The following is a 23107-nucleotide window of genomic DNA, read 5'->3' as shown; positions in this document are numbered from 1 at the left end:
CGGGCAACCCATCTCACGGAGTCGCCGTGCTCGGGGGGCCTCAGCAACCCCATCCGGCCACATCCGCCACACCGGTTCCTTGAGATGGGATGCCCGACTCCTTGAGATGGGAGCGGGCGTGGAGGGGCTCGGCGGATGACGGGGCTCGGCGGATGACGGGGCTGCTGCTCGCGGGAGCGCGGGTCGTCGGGGCCGAGGGTACGGCGCGCGAACCCGTCGAGGTGCTGCTGGAGGGCGGACGGATCGCGGAGATCGGGCCGCGCGTCGAGGCGCCCGGGGCGGAACGCGTCGAGCTCGACGGGCGCTACCTCATGCCCGGCATGTGGGACGGCCACGTGCACCTGGGGCAGTGGGCCGCCGTCTCGCGGCGGCTCGACCTCTCGGCTGCCCGCTCCGCGGCGGAGGCGGCCGCCCTCGTGCGGGCGCGCGTCGACGCGGGTTGGGACGCGTCCGAGGTGCTGCTCGGCTACGGCTTCCGTGACGCGCTCTGGCCCGACGCCCCGAGCGCGGAGCTGCTCGCGGCGGGCGACGTCGCGGTCGCCCTCGTGTCGGGCGACGTGCACACCGTGTGGTCGAACACGGCGCTGCTCGCGCGGCTCGGCCTGCCGGACGACGCGTGGTGGCTCAACGAGCAGGCGGCCTTCGACCTCAACGTGCGGCTCTCGGCGACCGACGAGGCGACGCTCGACCGCTGGGTCGCGGATGCCGTGCGCGCGGCATCCGCCCGCGGCGTCACCGGCATCGTCGACCTCGAGATGAGCGACGCGGTCGCCGCCTGGGAACGCCGGATCTCCGGCGGCCTGCGCGGGGTGCGCGTGCGCGCGGGCGTCTACCCCGTCGACCTCGCGGCGGTGCGCGCGCGGGGGCTGCGCACGGGCGACGCGATCCCCGGCACCGGCGGCCTCGCGACCGTCGGCTGGTTCAAGCTCTTCACCGACGGGGCGCTCAACTCGCGCACCGCGTGGTGCGTCGACGAGTACCCCGGCGGCGGCCGCGGCCTGCCGAGCTACGCGGATGCCGAGCTCCTCGCCGTCGCGCGCGAGGCGCTCGCGGCGGGACTCGTTCCGACGATCCACGCGATCGGCGACCGGGCGGTGACCCAGGCGCTCGACACCTTCGCGGCGCTCGCCGTGCCGGCATCCGCGGCCCTGCCGCCGCGCATCGAGCACGCGCAGCTGCTGCAGCCGGCGGATGCGCCGCGCTTCGCCGCGCTCGGCGTGCACGCGAGCGTGCAGCCGGAGCACGCGATGGACGACCGCGACGTCGCCGACCACCACTGGGCGGGCCGCACCGGGCGGGCCTTCGCCTACCGGGCGCTGCTCGAGGCGGGCGCGGTGCTCGAGCTCGGCTCCGACGCCCCCGTCGCACCGCTCGACCCGTGGGCGACGCTCGCCGCCGCCGTCACCCGCAGCCGCGACGGGCGACCGCCGTGGCATCCGGAGCAGGCGCTGCCCCTCGCGGATGCGTTGCGCGCCTCGTGGGGCGGCGTCACGGGTGTCGCGGTGGGCGGCCCGGCCGACCTCGCGGTGCTCGACGCCGACCCGCACGCGGCGGAGCTGCGCACCCTGCCGGTGCACGGCACCCTGGTGGCGGGGGAGTGGGTGAGTATCCCGCCGCGCGCGCCCACTCCCGCCGGTTGAGTAGCCCGCGCAGCGGGCGTATCGAAACCCCTGCAGACGTGGATGCAGAGGCCTCACCGAGAAAAGGCGCCCCATCGAGGGGCGCCTTTCCTGGTTTCGATACACCGCCTTCGGCGGCACTCAACCCGCGGGAGGGTGACACCGCCTTCGGCGGCACTCAACCCGCGAGGGGGTGACACCGCCTCCGGCGGCATTCGACCAGCGGGAGGGTGGCGGGGGCGGTGGAGCCGGGCTCAGCTCGCGAGGTGCGAGAAGAGGAACCAGCGGTCCTTGTCGAGCCCGTTCGCGATCTCGATGGCGATGTCCTGCGACGGCAGGTCGATCTCGTCGAGCTCCTCCACGGCGGTGCGCACGAGCTCGAGCGTGGCGTCGATCTGCGCGATGACGGCCGCGATGGTCGCATCCGACTGCTGGAAGCCGTCGGCGAGCGCCGGGGTGGTCGTCTTCGCCGCGATCGTCTGCACGCGCGCGTCGACCGGCAGGCCGAGGGCCACGATCCGCTCGGCGGCGAGGTCGGCCCAGGCGTGCGCGTGGTCGATGAACACGTCGAGGAACTCGTGCACGCCGATGAAGTTGGCGCCGCGCACGTGCCAGTGGGCCTGCTTGCCGTCGACGGCGAGGGCCTGGAGGTTGACGACGAGGGGGCTCAGGAACTGCGCGACGCCCGAGGCGACGTCGGGGTCCAGCGAGCTCGTGGGGATGGTCTTGGTCTTGGCGTCGGTCATCTTCTCGTCTCCTCTCGGCCGGACGCATCCGGCCTTCGTCTGATTCAACGGTACTCAGCTCTCAGCATTCCGCAACGAAGACAAGGCTGCCCTGACCGGGGGTTGACGAGCTAGCGGCGATGCTCCAGCCCGTAGACGACAGCCTGCGTGCGCCGCTCCATGCCGAGTTTGGCGAGCAGCCCCGAGACGTAGTTCTTGACGGTCTTCTCGGCGAGCCCGAGCCGCTCGCCGATCTGCCGGTTGGTGAGCCCCTCGGTGATGTGCTCGAGCACCTGGCGTTCCCGCAGCGTCAGCTCGGGCTCGTCGGCGCGACCGGCGGCGAACGAGGCGGTCACGCTCTCGGTGACCCGCGCCGACAGCAGCGTGCCGCCCGCGGCCACCTTGCGCACGCCGTCGACGAGCCCGCGCGCGCGGATGTCCTTCAGCACGTAGCCGGACGCCCCCGCGAGCACGGCCGAACGGCTCGCCTCGTCGTCGTCGTAGGCGGTCAGGATGAGGCAGCGGATGTCGGGGTGCGCCGAGCGGATGGCGCGGCACAGCTCGATGCCGTCGCCGTCGGGCAGGCGCACGTCGAGCACGACCACGTCGGGCCCCGTCACCTCGATCTTGGCGAGGGTGCCGCGCACGGCGCCCGACTCGCCCACCACCTCGAGGTCGCGTTCGGCGTCGATGAGGTCGGCGATGCCGCGCCGCACGATCTCGTGGTCGTCGACGAGGAAGACGCGGGTCACGGGGTGCTCCTCTCGGCGACGGGCGCGGTCCAGCGGGCGCGGGTGCCGCCGGAGGCGTTGCCGCCCACCTCGAAGCTACCGCCCCGGCGGTGCGCCCGTTCCTCGAGGTTGCGGGTGCCGGATGCGCGGCGCGCCCCGTCGGGCATCCCCACGCCGTCGTCGTCGACCGTCACGACGACCGCGTCGTCGTCGACCGTCACCGCGACCTCGACGCGGGTGGCGCGGGCGTGCCGGGCGGCGTTGGCGAGGCACTCCCGCACGACGGCGACGACGTCGTCGGCGAGCGAGCCGCCGACGAGCAGGTCGACCGGGCCCGCGAAGGTCACGAGCGGGGGGTTCGCGAGGCCGGGGGCGGCATCCGTCGCGACGTCGAGCACACGGTGCCGCAGCGAGCTGCCGGAGCCGGGCCGCGGGGCGAGCGCGAAGATCGCGGTGCGGATCTCGCCGATGGCCGCGTCGATCGCGTCCACCTGCTCACCGATCGCCTCGGCGGCCTCGGGGCTGCGCGCGCCGACCGCCTGCAGGGCGAGACCGGTGCCGAACAGCCGCTGGATGACGTGGTCGTGCAGGTCGCGCGCGATGCGGGCGCGCTCCTCGACGAGGGCGAGGCGCGCACGGTCGGCGCGTCCGCGGGTGAGCTCGATCGCGATGCCCGCCTGCTGGGCGAACTCGGCCGCCATGGCGCGTTCGGCATCCGTGAACCGGGGGGCCTCGGCGCGACGGTAGACGCTGAGGGCGCCGAGCACGAGCTCGCCCGCGCGCACGGGCAGCGCGATCGCGGCGCTCGGGCCGTCGCGCAGCACCGACTCGCCCGGCGAGTCGGTCTCGGTGGAGGCGAGGGCGCCGCTCTCGATGGCGCGGCCCGAGAGGGTGTCGGCGGCGGGGTAGCGGCGGCCGACGAGCTCCTCCGCGCCCGCGCCGCGCGCGGTGTCGACGCGCAGCATGGGCTCGCCGTCGTCGTCGCCGTCCGGCACGATGACGCACACGAGCTCGCTGTCGATGACGGATGCCACGCGCTCGGCGAGCACGGCCAGCACGTCGACGGTGTCCTCCGAGAGCAGGGCCGCCGTCACCTCGGCGAGCGCCGTCGACCAGCGCTCGCGACGCACCTGCTCCTCGAAGAGGCGCGCGTTCTCGATCGCGATGGCGGCGACGGCCGCGAGCGAGCCGACGAGGCGCTGGTCCTCCTCCGAGAACTCGGGGCCGCCGTCGTGGTTGGTGAGGTAGAGGTTGCCGAACACCGTGTCGCGCACCCGGATCGGCACGCCGAGGAAGGCATCCATGTGCGGGTGGTGGGCGGGGAAGCCGACCGAGCGCGGGTCGTCGGCGAGGTGCGGGAGGCGGATGGCCTCGCCCGTGTCGATGACCGCGCCGAGCAGCCCGTGCCCCTCGGGCAGGTGGCCGATCGCGACGACCTCGGGCGGCGCCATGCCGACGTGCACGAAACGCTCGAGCGTGCCGTCGGGCGCGATGACGCCGAGCGCCCCCCAGCGCGCCGACACGAGGTCGACGGCCGCCTCGATGATGCGCTCGAGCACGTGGTCGAGCTCGAGCTCGCCGATCACCTGCGGCACGACGTCGAGCAGGCGGCGCAGGCGCGGTTCGCGCGCGTCGGGGTCGGGCATGCCCCCAGTCTCGCAGGCCCGGCGCCCCGCGGGACCTTGGGCCCGTGCCCCGCCGGCATCCGGGTGCGACTCTCGAGGGATGACCCCGCGCTACATCGTCGGCGTCGACGGTTCGGCACCCGCGGAGGCCGCGCTCGCCTGGGCGGTGCGGCACGCCCGCCGGGATGGCGTGCCCCTGCTGCTCGTGCACGTCGCCGACCCCGAGCAGACGATGCACGGCCTCGCGCTGCTCGACGAGGCGGAGGCGGCCGGCGAGCGGCTGCTCGCGGATGCCGAGCGCGGCATCCGCTCCCGGCATCCGGAGCTCGCGGTGTCGACGCGGCTGCTGAGCGGCGTTCCGGTGTGGACGATCGCCGAGCAGGCCGATGCCGTCGACACGGTCGTCGTGGGCACCGGCAAGACGGGCTACGTGTCGGGGCGCGTGCTCGGGTCGCGCAGCGTGCAGTTCGCGCTCGCGGCGCCCGGGGATGTCGCGGTCGTGCCGGCGATCGACCCGCGCTTCCGCGAGGGCGTCGTGGCCGGCGTCGACCGCGTGGAGACGGCCGCGTTCATCGGGGCGCGCGCGGCGCGCGAGGCGGCGGAGCGCGGGATGCGGCTGACGCTCGTGCAGGCGGTGCCGGCCGAGCTCGCGCAGCTGTCGCGCGCCGACGCGGAGAGCCCGCTCGCCCTCGCGGCGGAGGCGGCGCTCGCGGTGGAGGGGATGCTCGAGCTGCGCTCGCGGCTGTCGACCCGCCCGGCCGCCGACGCCCTGCTCGACGCCTCCCGTGGGAGCGCCCTGCTCGTGGTGGGCCCGGGCGCCGCGACCCGCTCCCCGCTCGGCACGACGCTGCACGCCGTGCTGCTGAACGCGAACTCCCCCGTGCTCGTGGTTCGCCCGGGGCGCTGATCGGTCGGTTTTTGGCCCCAAACCGCCGGTTTGGGGCCAAAAAACCGACCGATCAGCGAGTGGGTGGAGGCGCGGCGGCGCGGGTCTCGCGGGCGATCTCGAGCTCCTCGTTGGTGGGCACGACGAGCACCGCGGTGGTGCATCCCTCGGGGGAGATGAACCGCGGCTCGGGGGAGCGGACGGCGTTGCGCGCCGGGTCGACCGCGAGGCCCAGGAACTCGAGGCCCGCGACCGCCCGGCGGCGCACGACCTCCGAGTTCTCGCCGACCCCGGCCGTGAAGACGAGCGCGTCGATGCCTCCGAGCACGGCCGCGTAGGCGCCGATGTAGTGCCGCAGCCGGTGCACGTACACGTCGAGGGCGTGCGCCGCGGGCAGGTCGCCCGCCTCGGCCGCGGCGACCAGCTCGCGCATGTCGGAGCGCCCCGCGAGCCCCAGCAGCCCCGAGCGCTTGTTGAGCAGTTCGTCGAGCTGGGCGATCGTGAAGCCGTGCTCGCGCGCCAGGTACAGCGGGATGGCGGGGTCGATGTCGCCCGAGCGGGTGCCCATGACAAGCCCCTCGAGCGGCGTCATCCCCATCGAGGTGTCGACCGAGCGCCCGCCCTGGATCGCGGTCGCCGACGCCCCGTTGCCGAGGTGCAGCGCGACGAGCTTGAGCTCGGGGTCGCCGACGCGTCCGAGCGTCTCCGCCGCGATCCGCGAGACGTAGCGGTACGAGGTGCCGTGGAAGCCGAAGCGGCGGATGCGGGTGCGCGCCGCCACCTCGGCGTCGATCGCGTAGTCGCGGGCGGCGGGCGTGATGGTCGCGTGGAAGGCCGTGTCGAACACGGCCACGTGGGTGAGCTCGGGCAGCGCCGCGCGGGCGGCGCGGATGCCGGCGAGGCCGGGCGGGTTGTGCAGCGGTGCGAGGTCGGCGAGCGCCTCGATCTCGCGCTCGACGTCGTCGTCGATGACGGTGGCCTGCACGAACCGGGTGCCTCCGTGCACGATGCGGTGCCCGACGGCGTCGATCCGCACGCCCGCGAGCTCGGCGAGCACGACCGCGAGGGCGGCCTCGTGGTCGGTGACGCCCGAGCCGGGCACCCCGATCCGCTCGACGAGCCCCGCCGCGAACACCTCGCCCGTGTCGACGTCGAGCACCTGGTACTTGATGGAGCTCGAGCCGACGTTGAGCACGAACACGTTGCGGATCACGACTGCGCCTCCGCCTGGATCGCGGTGATGGCGATGGTGTTGACGATGTCGCGCACGAGCGCGCCCCGCGAGAGGTCGTTGATGGGCTTCGCGAGCCCCTGCAGCACGGGGCCGATGGCGACGGCGCCGGCCGAGCGCTGCACGGCCTTGTAGGTGTTGTTGCCCGTGTTGAGGTCGGGGAAGACGAACACCGTCGCACGCCCCGCGACCTCCGAGCCGGGGAGCTTGGAGGCGCCGACGGTCGGGTCGGCGGCGGCGTCGTACTGGATGGGGCCCGCGACCGGCAGCTCCGGCGCCCGCTCCTGCACGAGCACGGTGGCGGCGCGCACCCGGTCGACCTCGGCGCCGGAGCCCGACTCGCCCGTCGAGTACGACAGCATCGCGACGCGCGGGTCGATGCCGAACTGCCGCGCGGTCGCCGCAGACGAGATCGCGATGTCGGCGAGCTGCTCGACGGTGGGCTCCGGGATGACGGCGCAGTCGCCGTAGACGAGCACGCGATCCGCGAGCGCCATGAGGAACACGCTCGAGACGACCGAGACGCCGGGCGCCGTCTTCACGATCTCGAAGGCGGGGCGGATGGTGTGCGCCGTCGTGTGCTTCGCGCCCGAGACCATGCCGTCAGCGAGGCCGAGGTGCACCATCATCGTGCCGAAGTACGAGACGTCGGTCACGGTGTCGGCGGCGAGCTCGGGCGAGACGCCCTTGTGGGCGCGCAACCGCGCGTACTCCTCGGCGAAGCGGGCGTGCAGCTCGGGGTCGGTCGTGGAGACGATGTGCGTGCCGCCCAGGTCGAGCCCGAGCGCCGCCGCCCGCTGGCGCACGGCATCCGGGTCGCCGAGGATGGTGAGCTCGGCGATCCGCCGCGCCACGACGATCGCCGCGGCCTGCAGGATGCGGTCGTCGTCGCCCTCGGGCAGCACGATGCGCCGCCCGGCCGCCCGCGCCCGCTCGACGAGCAGGTGCTCGAAGCGGATGGGCGTCATGACGCCCGTCGAGGGCAGGCTCAGCAGCCGCACGAGCTCGGCCGCGTCGACGTGCTCGGCGAAGAGCGCCACGGCGCGCGCGTGCTTGGCGGGGGAGTCGGCGGCGAGCCGGCTGCGGGCGTTCTGGATGCGCACCGCCGTGTCGTAGGTGCCGTGCTCGGTGCGGGCGATCGGCAGCGGGATGCCGAGGCCGTCGATGAGGCGCTCGACGGCCGGCTCGATGGGGAAGCCGCCGTTGAGGATGATGCCCGTGAGGGCCGGGAAGGTCTGCGAGAGCTGCGCCGCGAGGGTGCCGATGAGCACGTCGGAGCGGTCGCCCGGCACCACGACGATCCCGCCCGGAATGAGGCGCGGCAGCACGTTGGCGAGGCTCATGGCGGCGATCGTGGTGCCCATGACGGGGCGCTCGAGTGCCGCGGCGTCGCCGCGCAGCAGCTCGGCGTCGGCCGCCTCGAGCACGGTGCGCAGCAGCGGGGCGGCGAGCTCGGCGTCCTCGGCGATCGCCCACGCGGGCAGGCCCGTGGCGCCCGAGACCTTGACGGCGATCGGGTCGACGCGGGCCGGGTCGGCGCGGTTCACGATAACGGCGAGCACCTCAGCGTGCTCCTGGCGCAGCTCGCCGAGGGCGATCTGCGCGATCTCGGCGCACTGCTTGGGGGTGCGCGCGTCGTCGGACTCGGGCTGGCGGCCGCCCGTCACGAGCACGACGGGCGCGGCCAGGTTGGCGGCGATCCGGCCGTTCGTCGACAGCTCGGTGGGGGTGCCGACGTCGGTGTAGTCGGAGCCGAGGATGAGCACGGCGTCGCAGCGCTCCTCCACCTCGGCGAAGCGCTCCACGATCGTGGCGAGCGCGGCATCCGGGTCCTCGTGCAGCTCGTCGTAGCCGACGCCCACGCAATCCTGGTAGCTCTGGCCCGCGCTCGCGTGCTCGACGAGCAGCTCGAGGATGAAGTCGCGTTCGGCATCCGCCCGCACGATGGGGCGGAACACGCCCACCCGTTCGACGCTCGCCCGGAGGGTCTCGAGGAGGCCGACGGCGACCGTCGACTTGCCGGTGCGCCCCTCGGCGCTCGTCACGTAGATGCGGGTGGCCACGTGTCAACACGCTACGCGAGCGGCGCGCGCCGCGGGGCGGGTCTTTCGGCCCGCCCCGCATCCGCTCAGGGGATGACGACGGTGCGCTCGCCGGGTGCGTCCTGGTGCGTCCACGCCTCGGCGATGTCGGCGAGGGGGACGGGGCGCGGTCGGATCGCGAACGCTCCCGAGGCGACACCGGCGATGAGCCCCGGCAGGTCGACGGCGCCGAGGTCGACCGAGCCGAGGCCGCTGCCGCTGACGCGGAGCGCGGAGGCGCGCAACAGGGCGCCGTCGAGCGCGATGTCCGGGCCCGCCACGCTGCCGATGTGCACCCAGTCGATGGGGCGCTCGCGGTCGCGACGCGCGGTGACGATCGCGCGCATGGCGAGCTCGGTCGGGGCGCCCCACAGGTAGTCGAGCACGACGTCCACGTCGGCGGCCTCGGCGGCGAACCGGGCGGCGGTGGCGTCGGGGTCGTCGGTGAGGGCGATCGCCGCGTCGGCTCCCGTCGCGAGCAGCTCGTCGAGGCGCGTCCGGTTGCGGCCGGCGACGATGACGCGGCCGGCGCCGAGGTGCCGGGCGACGGGCACGGCGAGCGCGCCGGAGGCGCCGGTCGCGCCGAGCACGAGCACCGACATCCCGGGGCGCAGCGGGGTGCGCGCGTGGAGGGCGACCCACGACGACAGCGCGGGGTTCACCGAGGCGGCGACGGTGGCGGGGTCGGCGCCCACGGGGAGGGGCAGCGTGTCGCGCGGGTCGATGAGGATGCGTTCGGCGAGCGTGTTGTTGTGGGTGCCGCCCACGTAGGCGAGCGTGCCGTCGGCACGGCGGACGACGCCGTCGACGCCCGGCACGAACGGCAGCTCCTTCGGGCTCGCGTAGTGGCGGCCCGAGGCGATGCCGCGCGTGATGTGGTGCAGGCCGACGGCGAGCACCTCGACGACTTCGCGCCCGGGCCGGGGCTCCGGCTCGGGGATGCGGGCGGCGTGGGGCGGTTCGCCGAAGTGCTCGACGAGGGCGGCGGTGATCTGGGCCATGGCGACTCCTTTAGTACGTGGCACGTACCAAGATAGTACGTGACGCGTACTAACGCTAGGATGAACGCGTGAGCGATCAGACGACGACGGCCGTCGAACTCCTGGTGCACCTCTCGTCGACGACCATGACCCGACTCGAGGAGCGCGCCGGCGAGGCCGGACTCTCGGTGCAGCAGCTGCGGCTGCTCGGCATCCTGCGCGACCGCGAGCCGACCGTGAGCGAGCTCACCGTCCACCTCGGGCTCGACAAGTCGAGCGTGAGCGGCCTCGTCATCCGGGCCGAGCGTCGAGGCCTCGTGCGCCGCACGCCCGACGCGGTCGACGGCCGCTCGGTGCGGGTGCAGCTGCAGCCGCACGGCCGCGCCCTCATCGACCAGGTGACCGCCCGACACGGCAACGAGTTCGCGCGCGCCTTCGCCGCCCTCGACCCCGCCGCCCTCGCCCTCTGGATGGACCTCACCCGCCGCCTCATCGCCGCCCAACGCAACCCATGACGCTGAGTGGTCGGTTTCTGGCCTCAAAACCCTGAAATGGGGCCAGAAACCGACCACTCAGCGTCATGGGTTGCGGGACCTTGGGCCCTGATGCGGGGCCGGGCGAGGGCACAGGGTGGATGCGTGGGGCCGCCGGCCCGCGTGAGGAGTACCCGTGGATCCGCTCGAGATCGCCCGCTGGCAGTTCGGCATCACGACCGTCTATCACTTCATGATGGTGCCGCTCACCCTCGGGCTCGGCGCGGTCGTCGTCGTGCTGCACACCATGTGGGTGCGCACCGACGACGAGAAGTGGCTCCGCATGACGAAGTTCTGGGGGAAGCTCTACCTCGTCAACTTCATCATGGGTGTCGCCACAGGCATCGTGCAGGAGTTCCAGTTCGGGATGGCGTGGAGTGAGTACTCGCGCTTCGTCGGCGACGTGTTCGGCGCCCCGCTCGCGATGGAGGGCCTGCTCGCCTTCTTCGTCGAGTCGACCTTCCTCGGCCTCTGGATCTTCGGCTGGCGCCGCCTGCCGAAGAAGCTGCACCTCGCGACCCTCTGGCTCGCGGTGATCGGCTCGTGGATCTCGGCGTTCTTCATCATCGCCGCGAACTCGTGGATGCAGCACCCCGTGGGCATCGAGTTCGTCGACGGCCGTCCCGTCATGAACGACATCTGGGCCGTGCTCGGCAACAACACCGCGTGGGCCGCCTACCCGCACACCCTCGCCGGCGCGGTCGCCGTCGCAGGCGCGTTCCTGCTCGGCATCTCGTGGTACCAGCTCTGGCGGCGCCGCGCGGATGGCATCGACCGCGTCGCCGAGAACGGTCACGTGATCGTCGGTGAGGCCCCCGAGATCCCCGGCCGCGACGCCGCCGACCACCGGGTGTGGCTGCGGTCGCTGCGGTTCGGCGCGGTCATCGCGATCCTCGGCTTCGGCGCGGTCGCCGTGACGGGCGACATCCAGGCGAAGCTCATGTACGAGCAGCAGCCGCTCAAGATGGCCGCCGCGGAGGCCGCCTGCTACTCGGGCAGCGACTTCTCGATCCTCTCGATCGGCCGGCTCGGCTCGGCGAACTGCGACGACGTCACGACGATCATCCGCGTGCCGGGCCTGCTGTCGTTCCTCGCGAAGGGCGACTTCACGACCGTGCTCCCCGGCATCAACGAGCTCGTGCCGCAGTACCAGGAGCAGTTCGGCACCCACCTGCCCGACGACCCGAAGTACGGCGAGCGCGCGGGCTCGGAGATCCAGTACGTGCCGAACCTCGAGGTCACCTACTGGGGCTTCCGCATCATGATCGGCTTCGGTGCGATCGCGGCGCTCGCGGCCGCCGTCGCGCTGTGGCTCACCCGCAAGGGCACCGTGCCGCGGTCGAAGGGGCTCATGCGCCTGGCCGTGTTCGGCATCCTGGCGCCGTTCGGCGCCAACGCCGCGGGCTGGATCTTCACCGAGATGGGCCGGCAGCCGTTCGTCGTCGCGCCCAACCCGACCGGGGTCGACGGGGTGTTCATGTTCACGGCCGCCGCCGTCTCGCCGGGCGTCGACGGACGCGAGATCGTGTTCTCGCTCGTGGCCCTCGGGCTCGTCTACCTCGTGCTCATGATCGTCGAGGTCATGCTCCTCGCCCGCTACGTGCGGGCCGGCGTCGCGGGCGTCATGCCCGAGCGCTTCGCGAGCCACGACGACGAGCCCACCGATCCGGATGCGGGGGGCGGCGCCGAGCGCGACGACGTCCTCGCCTTCGCCTACTGAAAGGGAGCAGACCATGGAACCGCTGCCCATCGTCTGGTTCGTCGCCGTCGCGCTGCTCTGGACCGGCTACCTGCTGCTGGAGGGCTTCGACCTCGGCGTCGGCATGCACATGCTCGTCGGCGCCCGCAGCGAGAGCGACCGCCGCGTCATGCTCAACGCCATCGGTCCCGTGTGGGACGGCAACGAGGTGTGGCTGCTCACGGCGGGCGCGGCGACCTTCGCGGCCTTCCCGCTCTGGTACGCCTCGCTGTTCTCGGCCCTCTACATCCCGCTCGTGCTCGTGCTGCTGGGGCTCATCCTGCGTGCCGTGTCGATCGAGTACCGGGGCAAGATCGTGTCGCGCGTCTGGACGCGCTTCTGGGACTGGTCGATCGGGCTCGGCTCGGCGGTCGCCGCCTTCGGCATCGGCGCGGGTCTCGCCCTCACGACGACGGGTCTGCCGATCGACGCCAACGGGGATCGCGTGGGCGGCCCGTTCGTGTGGCTCACCCCGGTCGCGGTGCTCGGCGGGCTGGCGCTCGTGGGCTTCTGCCTCGTGCACGGCGCGACCTTCCTCGCCCTCAAGACCGACGGTCCCGTGCGCGAGCGGATGCGGCGCCTCGTGCCGCGGCTGGCCCCCGTCGCGCTGCTGCCGATCGCCGGCTGGGCGATCCTCGTGGAGGTGCAGGGCGGCAACGTGTTCAGCTGGATCCTGCTCGGTCTCGCGGTCGTCGCGGGCGTCGTCGGCTGGATCTTCGCGCGGGCGGGGCGCGAGGGCCGTGCCTTCACGGGCTTCGCCGTGTTCGGCGCCCTCGGCGCGGGCTCGATCTTCGCGGCCGTGTTCCCCGTCGTGCTGCCCTCGACGATCGACGCCGCCTACGACCTCACCATCTGGAACGCCGCGAGCGGCCCGTACACGCTCGGCGTCATGACGGTCGTCACGGGCGTCGCCCTGCCGGTCGTGCTCGCCTACCAGGCCTGGACCTACTGGGTGTTCCGCAAGCGCATCGGCCCCGCGCACCTGCCGGCGGCGCACGACGTGACTCCCGCGATCCGGCAGGCGGGCGCGGCCCGCTGATGCCCGCATCCGCCCGACGTCGCCCGCAGCTCGGGCCCGGGGGGCTGCGCGCCCTCTGGCCGGTGGCGCTCGCGAGCCTCGCCGGGGCGTTCGGCATCGTGCTGATCGCCGAGTCGATCGCGCGGCAGCTCGCGGCGCTCGCCGCGGGCGAGGACCCCTCGGCCTGGCTCGCACTCGGCGCGGCGGGGGTGCTGCTGCGCGCCGGCGCCGTGTGGGCGCAGGCGGTGCTCGCCCGGCGGGCCGCCATCCGCGCCAAGGCGCAGCTGCGCCGCGACCTCGTGCGGCGCATCGCGGCGGGGGATGCGAGCGGCGGCGGCACCGCGGTGCTCGCCACGGAGGGGCTCGACGCCCTCGACGACTACTTCGGCGTCGCGATCCCCGCGATGATCTCGGCCGTCGTGGTGCCCGTCGTGGCGGGGCTGCGCGTCCTCGGCGCCGACCTCGTCTCCACGATCGTGCTCGCCTGCACGATCCCGCTCGTGCCGGTCTTCATGGTGCTCATCGGCATGCACACCCGCGATCGCGTCGACCGTGCCTCCGACGCGCTCACCCGGCTCGCCGACCACCTCGTCGAGCTCGCCCGCGGCCTGCCGGTGCTCGTCGGGCTCGGACGACTCGAGGAGCAGCTCGCGGCCCTCGACGCGATACAGACCGACTACCGTCGCCGCACCCAGGCGACGCTGCGCACCGCGTTCCTCTCGGCGCTCGCCCTGGAGCTCATCGCGACGCTCTCGGTGGCGGTCGTCGCGGTCTTCCTCGGCATCCGCCTGCTCTCGGGCGACGTGACGCTCGAGGTGGCGCTCGTCGTGCTGCTGCTCGCGCCCGAGTGCTTCACCGCACTGCGCGACGTGGGCGCCGCCTTCCACTCCTCGCAGGACGGCCTCTCGGCACTCGGGCGCGTGCAGGGGCTGCTCGCCGACGGTCGCGTCGCCGCCGCGCCGCAGCCGGGCACCCCCGCGCTCGCGGCCGTCGGGGTGCGCTACCCGGGGCGCGAGGCGGTGCTGGAGGGCTTCACCCTGCGACCCGTGCCGGGTCGCATCACGGCCGTCACGGGCCCGTCCGGCGCCGGCAAGTCGACCGCGCTCGCGGCGCTCGTCGGCGCCCTCCCCGCGGATGCCGTGCTGAGCGGGCGGGTCACGGGCGACCCCGAGCGCATCGCCTACGCCGCCCAGACGCCGCGCTTCGCGACCGAGACCCTGCTCGCGGAGCTCGCGCTCGCGGGCGCCGACGCGGATGCGGCCCGGGCGCTCGCCGCCGAGCTCGGGCTGGCGGGGCTGCTGCTCGCACCGCTCGCCGAGCTGAGCCCCGGCGAGCAACGCCGCGCCGCCCTCGCCCGCGCGCTCGCCCGCGTCGACGCGGGGGCCGAGCTGCTCGTGCTCGACGAGCCGACCGCCCACCTCGACGAGGCCGCCGCCGCGCGGGTGCGTCACGCGATCCGGGCGCGCGCCGACCGCGTCGCCACGGTGCTCGTGAGCCACGAGCCGGCGACGCTCGCGCTCGCCGACGACGCAGTGCCGGTCGGCGGCGCCGCCCTCGTCGGTCGGATGGCGGCGGAGCCGCGTGTCGAGCCCGCCGCCACCCCCGCGGTGCCGCAGGCGGCGCCAGCGGCCAGTCGAGGAGCGCCCGCGCAGCGGACGCGTCCCGCGACCACCACGCGCGCACTCCGCACCGTGCTCGGCTTCGCCCCCGGCCGCTGGATCGGCGCCTCGCTCATGGGCGCCCTCTCGATCGGCCTGGGTCTCGCGCTCACCGCCGTCTCGGGCTGGCTCATCGTGCGGGCCGCGGAGATGCCCGCGATCATGTACCTGCTCGTCGCGATCGTCGGCGTGCGCTTCTTCGGTCTCGGTCGGCCGGTGGCCCGCTACGTCGAGCGGCTGCTCTCGCACGACGCCGTGTTCCGGGCGACGGATGCGCTGCGGCTGCGGCTGTGGCGCCGGCTCGCCGCGCAGGGTCCCGCGATGCGGGGCCTCCTCGGCGGAGGCGCCGCCCTCGACCTGCTCGTCACGGAGCCCGCGGAGCTGCGCGAGCAGCTGCCCCGCATCCTCCCTCCCCTCGCGGCCGGCACCCTCGCCGTGGCGGGGGTGGGCGTCACGACCTCGCTGCTCGCGCCCGAGCTCGCGCCCGCCGTGTGGGCCGTGCTCGTCGCGACGGTGCTCGTCGCCGCGGGGGGAGCCGTGCTCGGCGCGCGGGCCGCGGGCCGCGACCGCGTGGCGTCGCGTGCGGCGCTCGTGCGGCGGATCGCGGCGCTCGGCGAGGCGGCCGAGGAGCTGCGCGGCACGGGCCTCGCCCCCGCCGCGACGGCGGCGATCGAGCGGCTCGACGCCCGCGCGGCGGCCGCCGAACGGCGCACGGCGGCGGCATCCGGACTCGGCACGGCGCTCGCGGTCGCCGGATGCGCGGGCCTCGCGGTCGCGGTGCCGGTCGTCGCGCCGGCGGGCACCCCCGTCGCGACCGTCGCCGTCGTGAGCCTGCTGGCGCTCGCGCTCGTCGAGGCGGTGAGCGGCATCGCGGCGGCTGCCCGTCGCATCCCCGCGCTCGCGGCCGTGCTCGGACGGCTCGCGCCCGTGCTCGATGCCGCCGAGACGACGGGCGGCACGCGCACCCTCGACGGTCCCGTCGCGAGCCTCGAGCTGCGCGGCGTCGAGCGTCGGCTGCCCGGTCTCGACCGGCCGCTGTTCACCGGGCTCGAGGGGCGGGTCTCGCGCGGTGAGCGGTTGCGCCTCGACGGCCCCTCGGGCTCGGGCAAGTCGACGCTGCTCGCGATGATCATGGGCGCGATCCCGCCCGACGCGGGCGAGGTGCTCGCCGACGGCGTGCCGGTGGCCGAGCTCGACCGCGCGCACTGGAGCGGCCACGTGGCGTGGTGCCCGCAGGAGGCGCACGTGTTCGACTCGAGCATCCGTGGCAACCTGCTGATCGGCCGAGGGCGCGCGGAGCCGGTCGGCGACGCCGAGCTGGCCGCGGTGATGGAGCGCGTCGGCCTCGGCCCGCTCGTGCGCACCCTGCCCGACGGCCTCGCGACGCGCGTCGGGCAGGCGGGCCGGGCGCTGTCGGGCGGCGAGCGGCAGCGCCTCGCGGTCGCCCGCGCGCTGCTCAGCCGCGCCGAGCTGCTGCTGCTCGACGAGCCGACCGCGCACCTCGACGAGCCGACCGCGCGTGCCCTCATGGCCGACCTGCGCGAGGCGGGCGACGACCGGCTCGTGGTGCTCGTCTCGCACCGCGCCGACGACCACGGCGCACGCGACCGCCTCGTGCGGCTCGGCGACGCCGCGTTCGCACCCGTCGCATCCGGGGGCTGACCCCCCGCGGCATCCGGCTGGGAACCGGATGCCGTCCCGCCGGGCCATCCGGGATGCTGGTGTCATGTCCGAAACGCGCCGCGGCTACGGTCGCTACTGGGCGGGCCTGTTCCCCGAGCTGGGGTTCCTGCTGCCCACCCTCCCCATCGTCGTCGTCGCCCTCAGCGTGCTCACCACCCTGTTCTGGACGGGCGTCGGCATGATCCCGATCGTCATCGGTGTGGTCGTCGTCGTGGCGGCGCTGTTCACGGCCCGCGGGTTCGGCGTCCTCGAGACCTGGCGCCTGCGCGCCGCGCAGTTCCCGCCCATCACGGTGCCGCGCTGGGACCGCACCGCCCGCCGGAGCGGTGCGCTCGCGAAGCTCCTCGCCCCCGTCGTCGACGGCCACTACTGGCTCTACCTGCTGCACGGCATGATCGTGAACCCGATCGTCGGCATCGTCACCTGGACCCTCACGATCACCTGGCTCTCGGTCGGGCTGTGGGGGGTCAGCTACCCGCTGCTCGCCCTCATCCCGGGCCTCTACGACACGGGGCTCGAGCGCTGGCTCTTCGACGGCGGGCTGCTGTACCTGCACCCGGTCCTCGCCGGCATCGTGATCGTGGCGATCGGTGCGGTGTTCGTGCTGACGCTGCCGTTCGTGACCCACGGCCTCACCTGGATCCACCACGCGATCGCCCGCGGGATGCTGTCCGCCTTCCGCGCGGACGAGCTGCGCGAGCGGGTGGCCGACCTCTCCGCCTCCCGCACCGCCGCCGTCGCCGCCGAGGGCACGGCGCTGCGTCGGCTCGAGCGTGACATCCACGACGGCCCGCAGCAGCGCCTCGTGCGCCTGCAGATGGACCTCTCGGCCGCCGAGCGGCAGCTCGACAAGGATCCGGATGCGGCGCGCGAGCTCATCTCGGGAGCCATGCAGCAGTCGAAGGAGGCGCTCGAGGAGCTGCGCGCCCTCTCGCGCGGCTTCGCGCCGCCCATCCTGCTCGACCGCGGCCTCGTCGCGGCGCTCGAGTCGCTCGCCGTGCGTTCGCCGCTGCCCACGCACGTCGAGAACCTGCTGCCGGAGGGGCTCGTGCTGCCGGCCGAGCTCGAGCGCAACGCCTACTTCATCGCCGCCGAGGCGCTCACCAACGTCGCCAAGCACGCCGAGGCCCGCAACGCCTGGGTGCGGCTCGAGGTGCGCGGGGTGCCCGGCGAGGAGCCCGGCTGGCTCGACGTGGTCGTCACCGACGACGGGCGCGGGGGAGCGGCCGCGGCGCCCGGGCACGGCCTCTCGGGCATCGCCGAGCGGCTGCGCGGCCTCGGCGGCACCGTCGAGGTGTCGAGCCCGTACGGCGGCCCCACCCACGTGATCGCCCACCTGCCGCTCGCCTCATGATCGGGCCGCGCACCGCATCCGCGACCCCGCTAGCGTGGGGGGCGTGAGCGTGCGGGTGGTGGTGGCCGACGACTCCGTGCTGCTGCGCGAGGGTCTCGTGCGGGTGCTCGAGGAGGCCGGCCACGAGGTGGTCGGGGCCTTCGGCGACGCCGACGAGCTGCTCGCGGCGGTGGGGGAGTTGCGGCCCGAGCTCGCCGTGCTCGACGTGCGGATGCCGCCCAGCTTCCGCGACGAGGGCGTGCGCGCGGCGCTGCGGCTGCGCCGCGAGCTGCCGGAGACCGGCATCCTGCTGCTGTCGCAGTACGTCGAGGTGGCCTACGCGCAGGAGCTGCTGGGGTCGGGCGGCGGAGGCGTGGGCTACCTGCTGAAGGACCGCGTGGCCTCGCTCGCCGAGCTCACCGACGCCATCGACCGCATCGCGGCGGGCGGCACCGTGCTCGACCCGGAGGTCGTGGCGCAGCTGATCGGCCGCCGCAACGACCCGCTCGGCTCGCTCACCCCGCGCGAGCGCGAGGTGCTGCAGCTCATGGCGGAGGGCCGCAGCAACACGGCCATCGCGAAGCAGCTCTTCATCGGCGTGGGCGCCGTGGAGAAGAACGTCACCTCGATCTTCGGCAAGCTCGGCCTCGAGGACTCCGGCACCGACCACCGGCGCGTGCTCGCCGTGGTGGCCTGGCTGCAGCGCTGACTACGTAGACGGCCGGGCCTCGCGCCCGGATTGCGTATGTCGCCGCCCACCGGCGGACGGGAACATGTTCGCGTCGGTCGTCGGAAGAGGGGTGCGAGCGGATGCGCGGCAGGGTCGGGAGTCTTCTCCTCGCGGGTGCGACGCTCGTGGTCGTGCTCTCCGGCTGCGCCCCTGCGGGCACGACCGGAGGTGCCGACTCGTCGGATGCGGGCGACGGCGGAACCGGCGACGCCGCCGCGGCAGGCGGGGCGACGGGCGGCTGGACCGAGGACGAGCTCTGCGCCGCGCTGCTGGCCGTCGACCCCTCCACCCTGGACCGCGCGGCGCTCGACGAACAGACGAGCCTGATCAGGGGGAACTACGGCACGTGCAACCTGGAAGCCGGCGAGGGCGGCGCGGGCGTCTCGCTCAGCGCGGCCTGGGACAACGACGAGCTCTCCGACAACTCCTACGACGTCTTGAGCGGTGGGTTCGACGAGACCGTCGAACTGACCGGGCTCGGCGATCGCGCGCGCTACGTGAGCACCAGCTACATCATGGGCGCGGCTGGCGTGTTCCTCCGCGTGGACGACGACTTCGTCGCCCTTCAGACCATCTCTCCCGACGACCAGGCCATCCCCCAGGACCAACTGCTCGACGCCTTCGGGAAGGCGCTCGACGCACTGGGGGTCGTGCGCTGATGTCCGCGCCCGAGGCGCCCGCGGTTCCGCGACGCCGGCGGCGCTGGGTGCTGGTGGCGGCGATCGCCACGGCATCCGCCCTCGTGCTCGCGGGCGGCGTGGTCGCCTCGGTGCAGCTGCTGGCGGGGCCGTCCGAGGCGCAGATCCGGGAGGCGGAGGACCGCTGGGGCCTCTCGCCCGACCCCGACGCCGAGGTCGACTGGCAGCCCGACGTGGTCGTGCTCGACCACGGCGCGCTCGCCGTGCGCTCGGCGTCGGACGACGGGCTGAGCTGGACGCTCGACGCGGGCTACCCCGGGGTCGGCGAGCTCGCGGAGGGCGACGTGCTCTTCCTCACGAACCGCATCGTCGGACGGATCGGTGCGCTCGGGCACCCCGACGGCGGCGGCGTCGAGGTGACGCTCATCCCCGTCGACCTGCCGGAGATCGTGCGCGAGGCGGATCTCTCCTTCTCGCAGGAGATCTCCGACGCGGAGTTCTCCACGCGCACGCAGGCCGCGTACCCGGGGATGGTGGTCGACAAGCTCGCCGACACGGCGGAGGACGCCGAGGGCGACGAGCTCGACGGGGAGTCCCCGACGCCGACTCCGACGCCGTCATCCTCCGAGACCCCCGACGCGGCGCCCGCCGAGGGCGGGACCTCCGTCGACCCGGCGGCCGCGATCACCCGCCTCGGCGACGACGATGAGGACGACGGCGAGGGCGACGACGGCGACGACCCCGATGAGGGCGACGATGGCGAGGACGGCGAGGATCAGGGGGAGGAGCCCCCGTCGATGTTCACCGACGAGGGCTGGCAGGTCGAGGGTAAGAAGTTCTCGATCTCCCCGTGGGTCGTTGGTTTCACCGCCTCCGACTCGGAGCTGGGCTTCACCGCCTACATCCAGCAGGGCGGGCTCCAGGGCGCGCTCAAGGTCAGGCTCCGCTACCAGAACCTGAAGATCGAGGGCGACGCACGCATCACCGGGGGTGCGTGGAGCGGGTCCCCGACGGCGGTGCTCTCCGGCATCACGGGGTTCGAGCTCGCGTTCGGGGCGGGCATCGGCGACAGCATGGACGACAACGTCAACTTCCTCTTCGAGGTGCCGATCGAGTTCGAGAAGTCCGTCGTCGTCGGGGGTGTCCCGTTGGCCTTCGAGGCCGAGTTCAAGTTCACCTTCGGCACCGGTCTCACGGCGAAGGAGTCGACGTTGCTCGCGCGCGGCGTCTACACGATCGACGGCGAGATCGGCATCCGCGACGGCAAGCCGGTCACACCCACGGTGAGCGTCGAACAGCCCATGATCGACTCGATCTCCACCGCGTCCATCGGCATCGACCAGGCGATCTTCGGCTTCAACGCGAAGGTGGGCCTCGGGCTCGGCGTCGCAGGGATCTCGGTCGGCCCGTTCGGCTCGTTCACGGCGACCGCGGGCGTGCTGCGCGGCACCGCCCTCACGGCGCCGTGGGGCGTGCCGTGTCAGGTCACCCTCGTCATGAACGCCGGCGGCGGGATCGGCGGCAAGGTCGGCGAGCACTATCTGGCGGCGCTCGCGAAGAAGCTCGGACTGGACGAGCCACCCGAGCTCGAGTTCGACGTCGTCAACCAGACGAAGGAGATCGTCAACCGGACGGTCGACATGCCGATCTGCCCCGCGCAGACCTCCTCCACCGAGGCGCCGCGCGAGACGCCGCCCGTCGAGCGGCGGCAGCAGGACAACGACCCCTATACGGCGGCCGGTGCCCGCAAGGTGCCCGGCAAGGGGCAGCAGCACAGCCCCCGTGCGGAGGAGCCCGAGACGGGGGCGGTCGAGAACCCGAGCTCGCCGAACCCCGACCTCACGGGCGACGGCACCCCCGAGGGGCCCGAACCGGATCCCAAGCCGGCGGGCGAGGACGACGACTACTCGCTCGACTCCGACTACTGCGACCTGCAACCCGATCCGCGGCACACGGAGACCGACATCTACGGCGACCCCGTCTACTACTACTGCGCCGACTTCGAACCGCCCCTCCCGCCTCCGGACGACGACACCTCCGACGCGGACGAGCGGTGGTGAGGGGGATGGGTCATCGTGCGCTCCCCGTCGTCGTCGCGTTCCTGGCCGCGGCCGCGCTCATGTTGAGCGGCTGCACGAGCGCCGGGCCCTCCACCACCACGGGCCCGGCGCTCCCCCTCCTCGACGGCCAGCACCTCGCGAAGCCGGCCGCCGCGTTCCAGTACGGGGCCTTCGACGTGACCGTCGGCTACGCCGTCTACGACGACGTGACGCAGTCGCTCTACCTGGGCACGCGCTGGCGGAACCTCTCCGACGACTACGCGACCGCGCCCTCGCAGTTCGGGATCGCGCAGCTCCGGCTCGAGCCCGACGCCGAGCCCGTCACGGGCGACGTCGTGGGTTGGGACCAGTCCTCGGTGCCGCCCGGCGCCTCAGCCGACCTGACGTTCGAGTGGCACTACCTCACGGGGGATCCGCTCGCCGCGGGTGTCGTGGGCTTCGGCGCGGCGGGCGGCCGGATGACGACCGTCGCGCTCGCGGACGGCGGCGGCGAGCAGCACCTGGCCGCGCGCGAGGTCGCGGTCGACCGCTGGGCCAACTTCGGCCCGCACACCGTGCACGTATACGCCGGCCTGCTGAGCGCCGGCCACCTGAGTGACAACACGCAGAGCGACGGCGACCACCGCGTGCTGAGGCTCTCGCTCGACGTGTGGAACAGCACCGCGAGCAAGGTGGGCTGGGTGGCATCCGATTCGCTCGCGCTGCGGCTGCCCGACGGCAGCGTCGTCAAGTCGCGCACCACGCCGAGCGTCCGCGAGGTGGTGTGGAGCGCGAGCGAGGGCTCGTGGGTGGAGTTCGAGGTGCCGGATGACGCGGTCGGCGACTACGAGCTGCTGCTCTTCCGGCGGGCGCCCGGGATCTTCGGGACGCCGATCGTCGGCAACTCGGCCGTGCCTATCCCGGTCGTCGTCGGCGACGACGCGGTCGCCTCCGCGGAACGCCCCGCCGACGACGAGCTGCCCATCCCGATCGTGGCCGCCCGCCCCGACCCGGACGGCGCCGTGGCCCCCGATGCCCCCGCCGCCCGGAACATCGAGGTGGACGCGCCCGCCGTGGAGGTCGCCGGATGCGTCGTCGAGCTGACCGGCGCGACGCTGAGCCCGTTCGGGGTCGGCTCGCAGCTCGACCTCGAGCTGGAGGTGCGCTACGACGCACCCGACGACGCCGAGGAGGGTGTGTTCAGCGTCCCGCCGTCGCTCGCGCTGCCGGCGGCCGTGGAGTTCGGGGGCCGGATGGCGGGCGCCATGTTCCTCGCCAACGGTCTGCAGGACGGCGTCCCGCTCCGGGTGACGCTCAGCTTCCCCGAGATCCCGCCCGACGCCGACCTCTCGACGGCCGTGCTCCACCTCGGCAAAAACGCGTACATCTCCTTCGCGGGCGAGGCATCACCGCAGCCGGACACCGTGCACCCGCTGCGGGTGGATCCGGCATCCGCGGGCGAGTTCACGGTCGACATCAGCGGTTACCGCGCCGGCTCCCTCACGGATGCGGACCTGCCGCCCGGGATGGTCGACCTGCAGTTCCTCTACACGGTCGAGACGTCGTCGGATGCGAACCAGCACACGCTGTTCTTCAACCCGACGAGCCAGGTGTTCCTCGTGCGCGACGACGACTACGTGACCGTCGCCTCCACGCGCGACTACACCTCGATCCTCAACCTCGAGGTCGGGGTGCCGCGCGAGGTGCGCACGACCTTCGTCGTGCCGCGCTCCGCGCTCGACGGCACCGTCTACCTGCTCGTGCGCAGCAGGGACGAGACCGACTTCCCGACCCCCGAGGGCTGGCTGGAGACGACGATCCCCGTCCCGCTCGCAGGCCCCGGCTCCGAGAGCTAGGGC

17 protein-coding genes are annotated in these 23107 nt (G+C 74.0%); 11 read left to right on the top strand and 6 right to left on the bottom strand.

Annotation, left to right across the window (positions count from 1 at the left end):
- The first annotated feature begins 152 nt into the window (after positions 1–152).
- Positions 153–1640, top strand: coding sequence for an amidohydrolase (locus tag D7I47_RS01335; RefSeq protein ID WP_120761376.1), 1488 nt, complete (start codon positions 153–155; stop codon positions 1638–1640).
- Between the two features lie 233 nt (positions 1641–1873).
- Here the strand turns inward: D7I47_RS01335 and D7I47_RS01330 are convergent, their stop codons facing one another.
- The 3 genes from D7I47_RS01330 to D7I47_RS01320 form a co-directional block, all read right to left on the bottom strand.
- Entirely contained in the window at positions 1874–2365 is a 492-nt protein-coding gene (locus D7I47_RS01330) for a Dps family protein (RefSeq protein ID WP_120761375.1), read from the bottom strand.
- 110 nt (positions 2366–2475) lie between these two features.
- Positions 2476–3096 (bottom strand): response regulator, encoded by a 621-nt coding sequence (locus D7I47_RS01325; protein WP_120761374.1) that lies wholly within the window; start codon positions 3094–3096, stop codon positions 2476–2478.
- On the bottom strand, positions 3093–4721 hold the full coding sequence (locus D7I47_RS01320) for a sensor histidine kinase (RefSeq protein ID WP_120761373.1): 1629 nt from the start codon (positions 4719–4721) through the stop codon (positions 3093–3095). Before D7I47_RS01320 ends, D7I47_RS01325 begins: the two co-directional genes overlap by 4 nt.
- 79 nt (positions 4722–4800) lie before the next feature.
- On the opposite strand from D7I47_RS01320, the gene D7I47_RS01315 reads away from it, so the two are divergent.
- Positions 4801–5607, top strand: coding sequence for a universal stress protein (locus D7I47_RS01315; RefSeq protein WP_157981561.1), 807 nt, complete (start codon positions 4801–4803; stop codon positions 5605–5607).
- A 52-nt stretch (positions 5608–5659) separates the two neighbouring features.
- Here the strand turns inward: D7I47_RS01315 and D7I47_RS01310 are convergent, their stop codons facing one another.
- The 3 genes from D7I47_RS01310 to D7I47_RS01300 form a co-directional block, all read right to left on the bottom strand.
- Complete coding sequence (locus D7I47_RS01310) at positions 5660–6796, bottom strand: acetate/propionate family kinase (RefSeq protein WP_120763755.1); 1137 nt, start codon at positions 6794–6796, stop codon at positions 5660–5662.
- Positions 6796–8880: a phosphate acetyltransferase gene (pta, locus tag D7I47_RS01305; protein ID WP_120761372.1), complete on the bottom strand. Its 2085-nt coding sequence runs from the start codon at positions 8878–8880 to the stop codon at positions 6796–6798. The genes D7I47_RS01310 and pta overlap by 1 nt, the downstream gene beginning before the upstream one ends.
- Positions 8881–8945: 65 nt before the next feature.
- Entirely contained in the window at positions 8946–9899 is a 954-nt protein-coding gene (locus D7I47_RS01300) for a quinone oxidoreductase family protein (protein ID WP_120761371.1), read from the bottom strand.
- A gap of 68 nt (positions 9900–9967) precedes the next feature.
- On the opposite strand from D7I47_RS01300, the gene D7I47_RS01295 reads away from it, so the two are divergent.
- The 9 genes from D7I47_RS01295 to D7I47_RS01255 all read left to right on the top strand — a co-directional run bounded on the left by D7I47_RS01295 (position 9968) and on the right by D7I47_RS01255 (position 23104).
- Entirely contained in the window at positions 9968–10393 is a 426-nt protein-coding gene (locus D7I47_RS01295; RefSeq protein WP_227000761.1) for a MarR family winged helix-turn-helix transcriptional regulator, read from the top strand.
- A gap of 154 nt (positions 10394–10547) precedes the next feature.
- Positions 10548–12131: a cytochrome ubiquinol oxidase subunit I gene (locus D7I47_RS01290; protein ID WP_120761370.1), complete on the top strand. Its 1584-nt coding sequence runs from the start codon at positions 10548–10550 to the stop codon at positions 12129–12131.
- Positions 12132–12144: 13 nt separating this feature from the next.
- On the top strand, positions 12145–13188 hold the full coding sequence (gene cydB / locus D7I47_RS01285; protein WP_120761369.1) for a cytochrome d ubiquinol oxidase subunit II: 1044 nt from the start codon (positions 12145–12147) through the stop codon (positions 13186–13188).
- The gene (cydC, locus tag D7I47_RS01280; protein WP_120761368.1) at positions 13188–16487 is read left to right on the top strand and encodes a thiol reductant ABC exporter subunit CydC; all 3300 of its coding nucleotides are present in this window, start codon (positions 13188–13190) and stop codon (positions 16485–16487) included. The genes cydB and cydC overlap by 1 nt, the downstream gene beginning before the upstream one ends.
- Positions 16488–16551: 64 nt before the next feature.
- Positions 16552–17862 (top strand): sensor histidine kinase, encoded by a 1311-nt coding sequence (locus tag D7I47_RS01275; RefSeq protein WP_120761367.1) that lies wholly within the window; start codon positions 16552–16554, stop codon positions 17860–17862.
- A gap of 43 nt (positions 17863–17905) precedes the next feature.
- A complete protein-coding gene (locus D7I47_RS01270; protein ID WP_227000759.1) occupies positions 17906–18550 on the top strand; it encodes a response regulator transcription factor in 645 nt (214 codons plus the stop codon).
- Between the two features lie 101 nt (positions 18551–18651).
- Positions 18652–19230 (top strand): hypothetical protein, encoded by a 579-nt coding sequence (locus D7I47_RS01265; RefSeq protein ID WP_157981559.1) that lies wholly within the window; start codon positions 18652–18654, stop codon positions 19228–19230.
- On the top strand, positions 19230–21269 hold the full coding sequence (locus D7I47_RS14665) for a hypothetical protein (protein WP_157981557.1): 2040 nt from the start codon (positions 19230–19232) through the stop codon (positions 21267–21269). The genes D7I47_RS01265 and D7I47_RS14665 overlap by 1 nt, the downstream gene beginning before the upstream one ends.
- 5 nt (positions 21270–21274) lie before the next feature.
- On the top strand, positions 21275–23104 hold the full coding sequence (locus tag D7I47_RS01255) for a hypothetical protein (protein WP_120761365.1): 1830 nt from the start codon (positions 21275–21277) through the stop codon (positions 23102–23104).
- The last annotated feature ends 3 nt before the right edge of the window (positions 23105–23107 follow it).

This window comes from Protaetiibacter intestinalis, assembly GCF_003627075.1.
Lineage (GTDB): Bacteria > Actinomycetota > Actinomycetes > Actinomycetales > Microbacteriaceae > Homoserinibacter > Homoserinibacter intestinalis.
The sequence above is the reverse complement of the archived record's forward strand: the minus strand, read 5'-3'. Positions and strand labels throughout refer to the sequence as shown.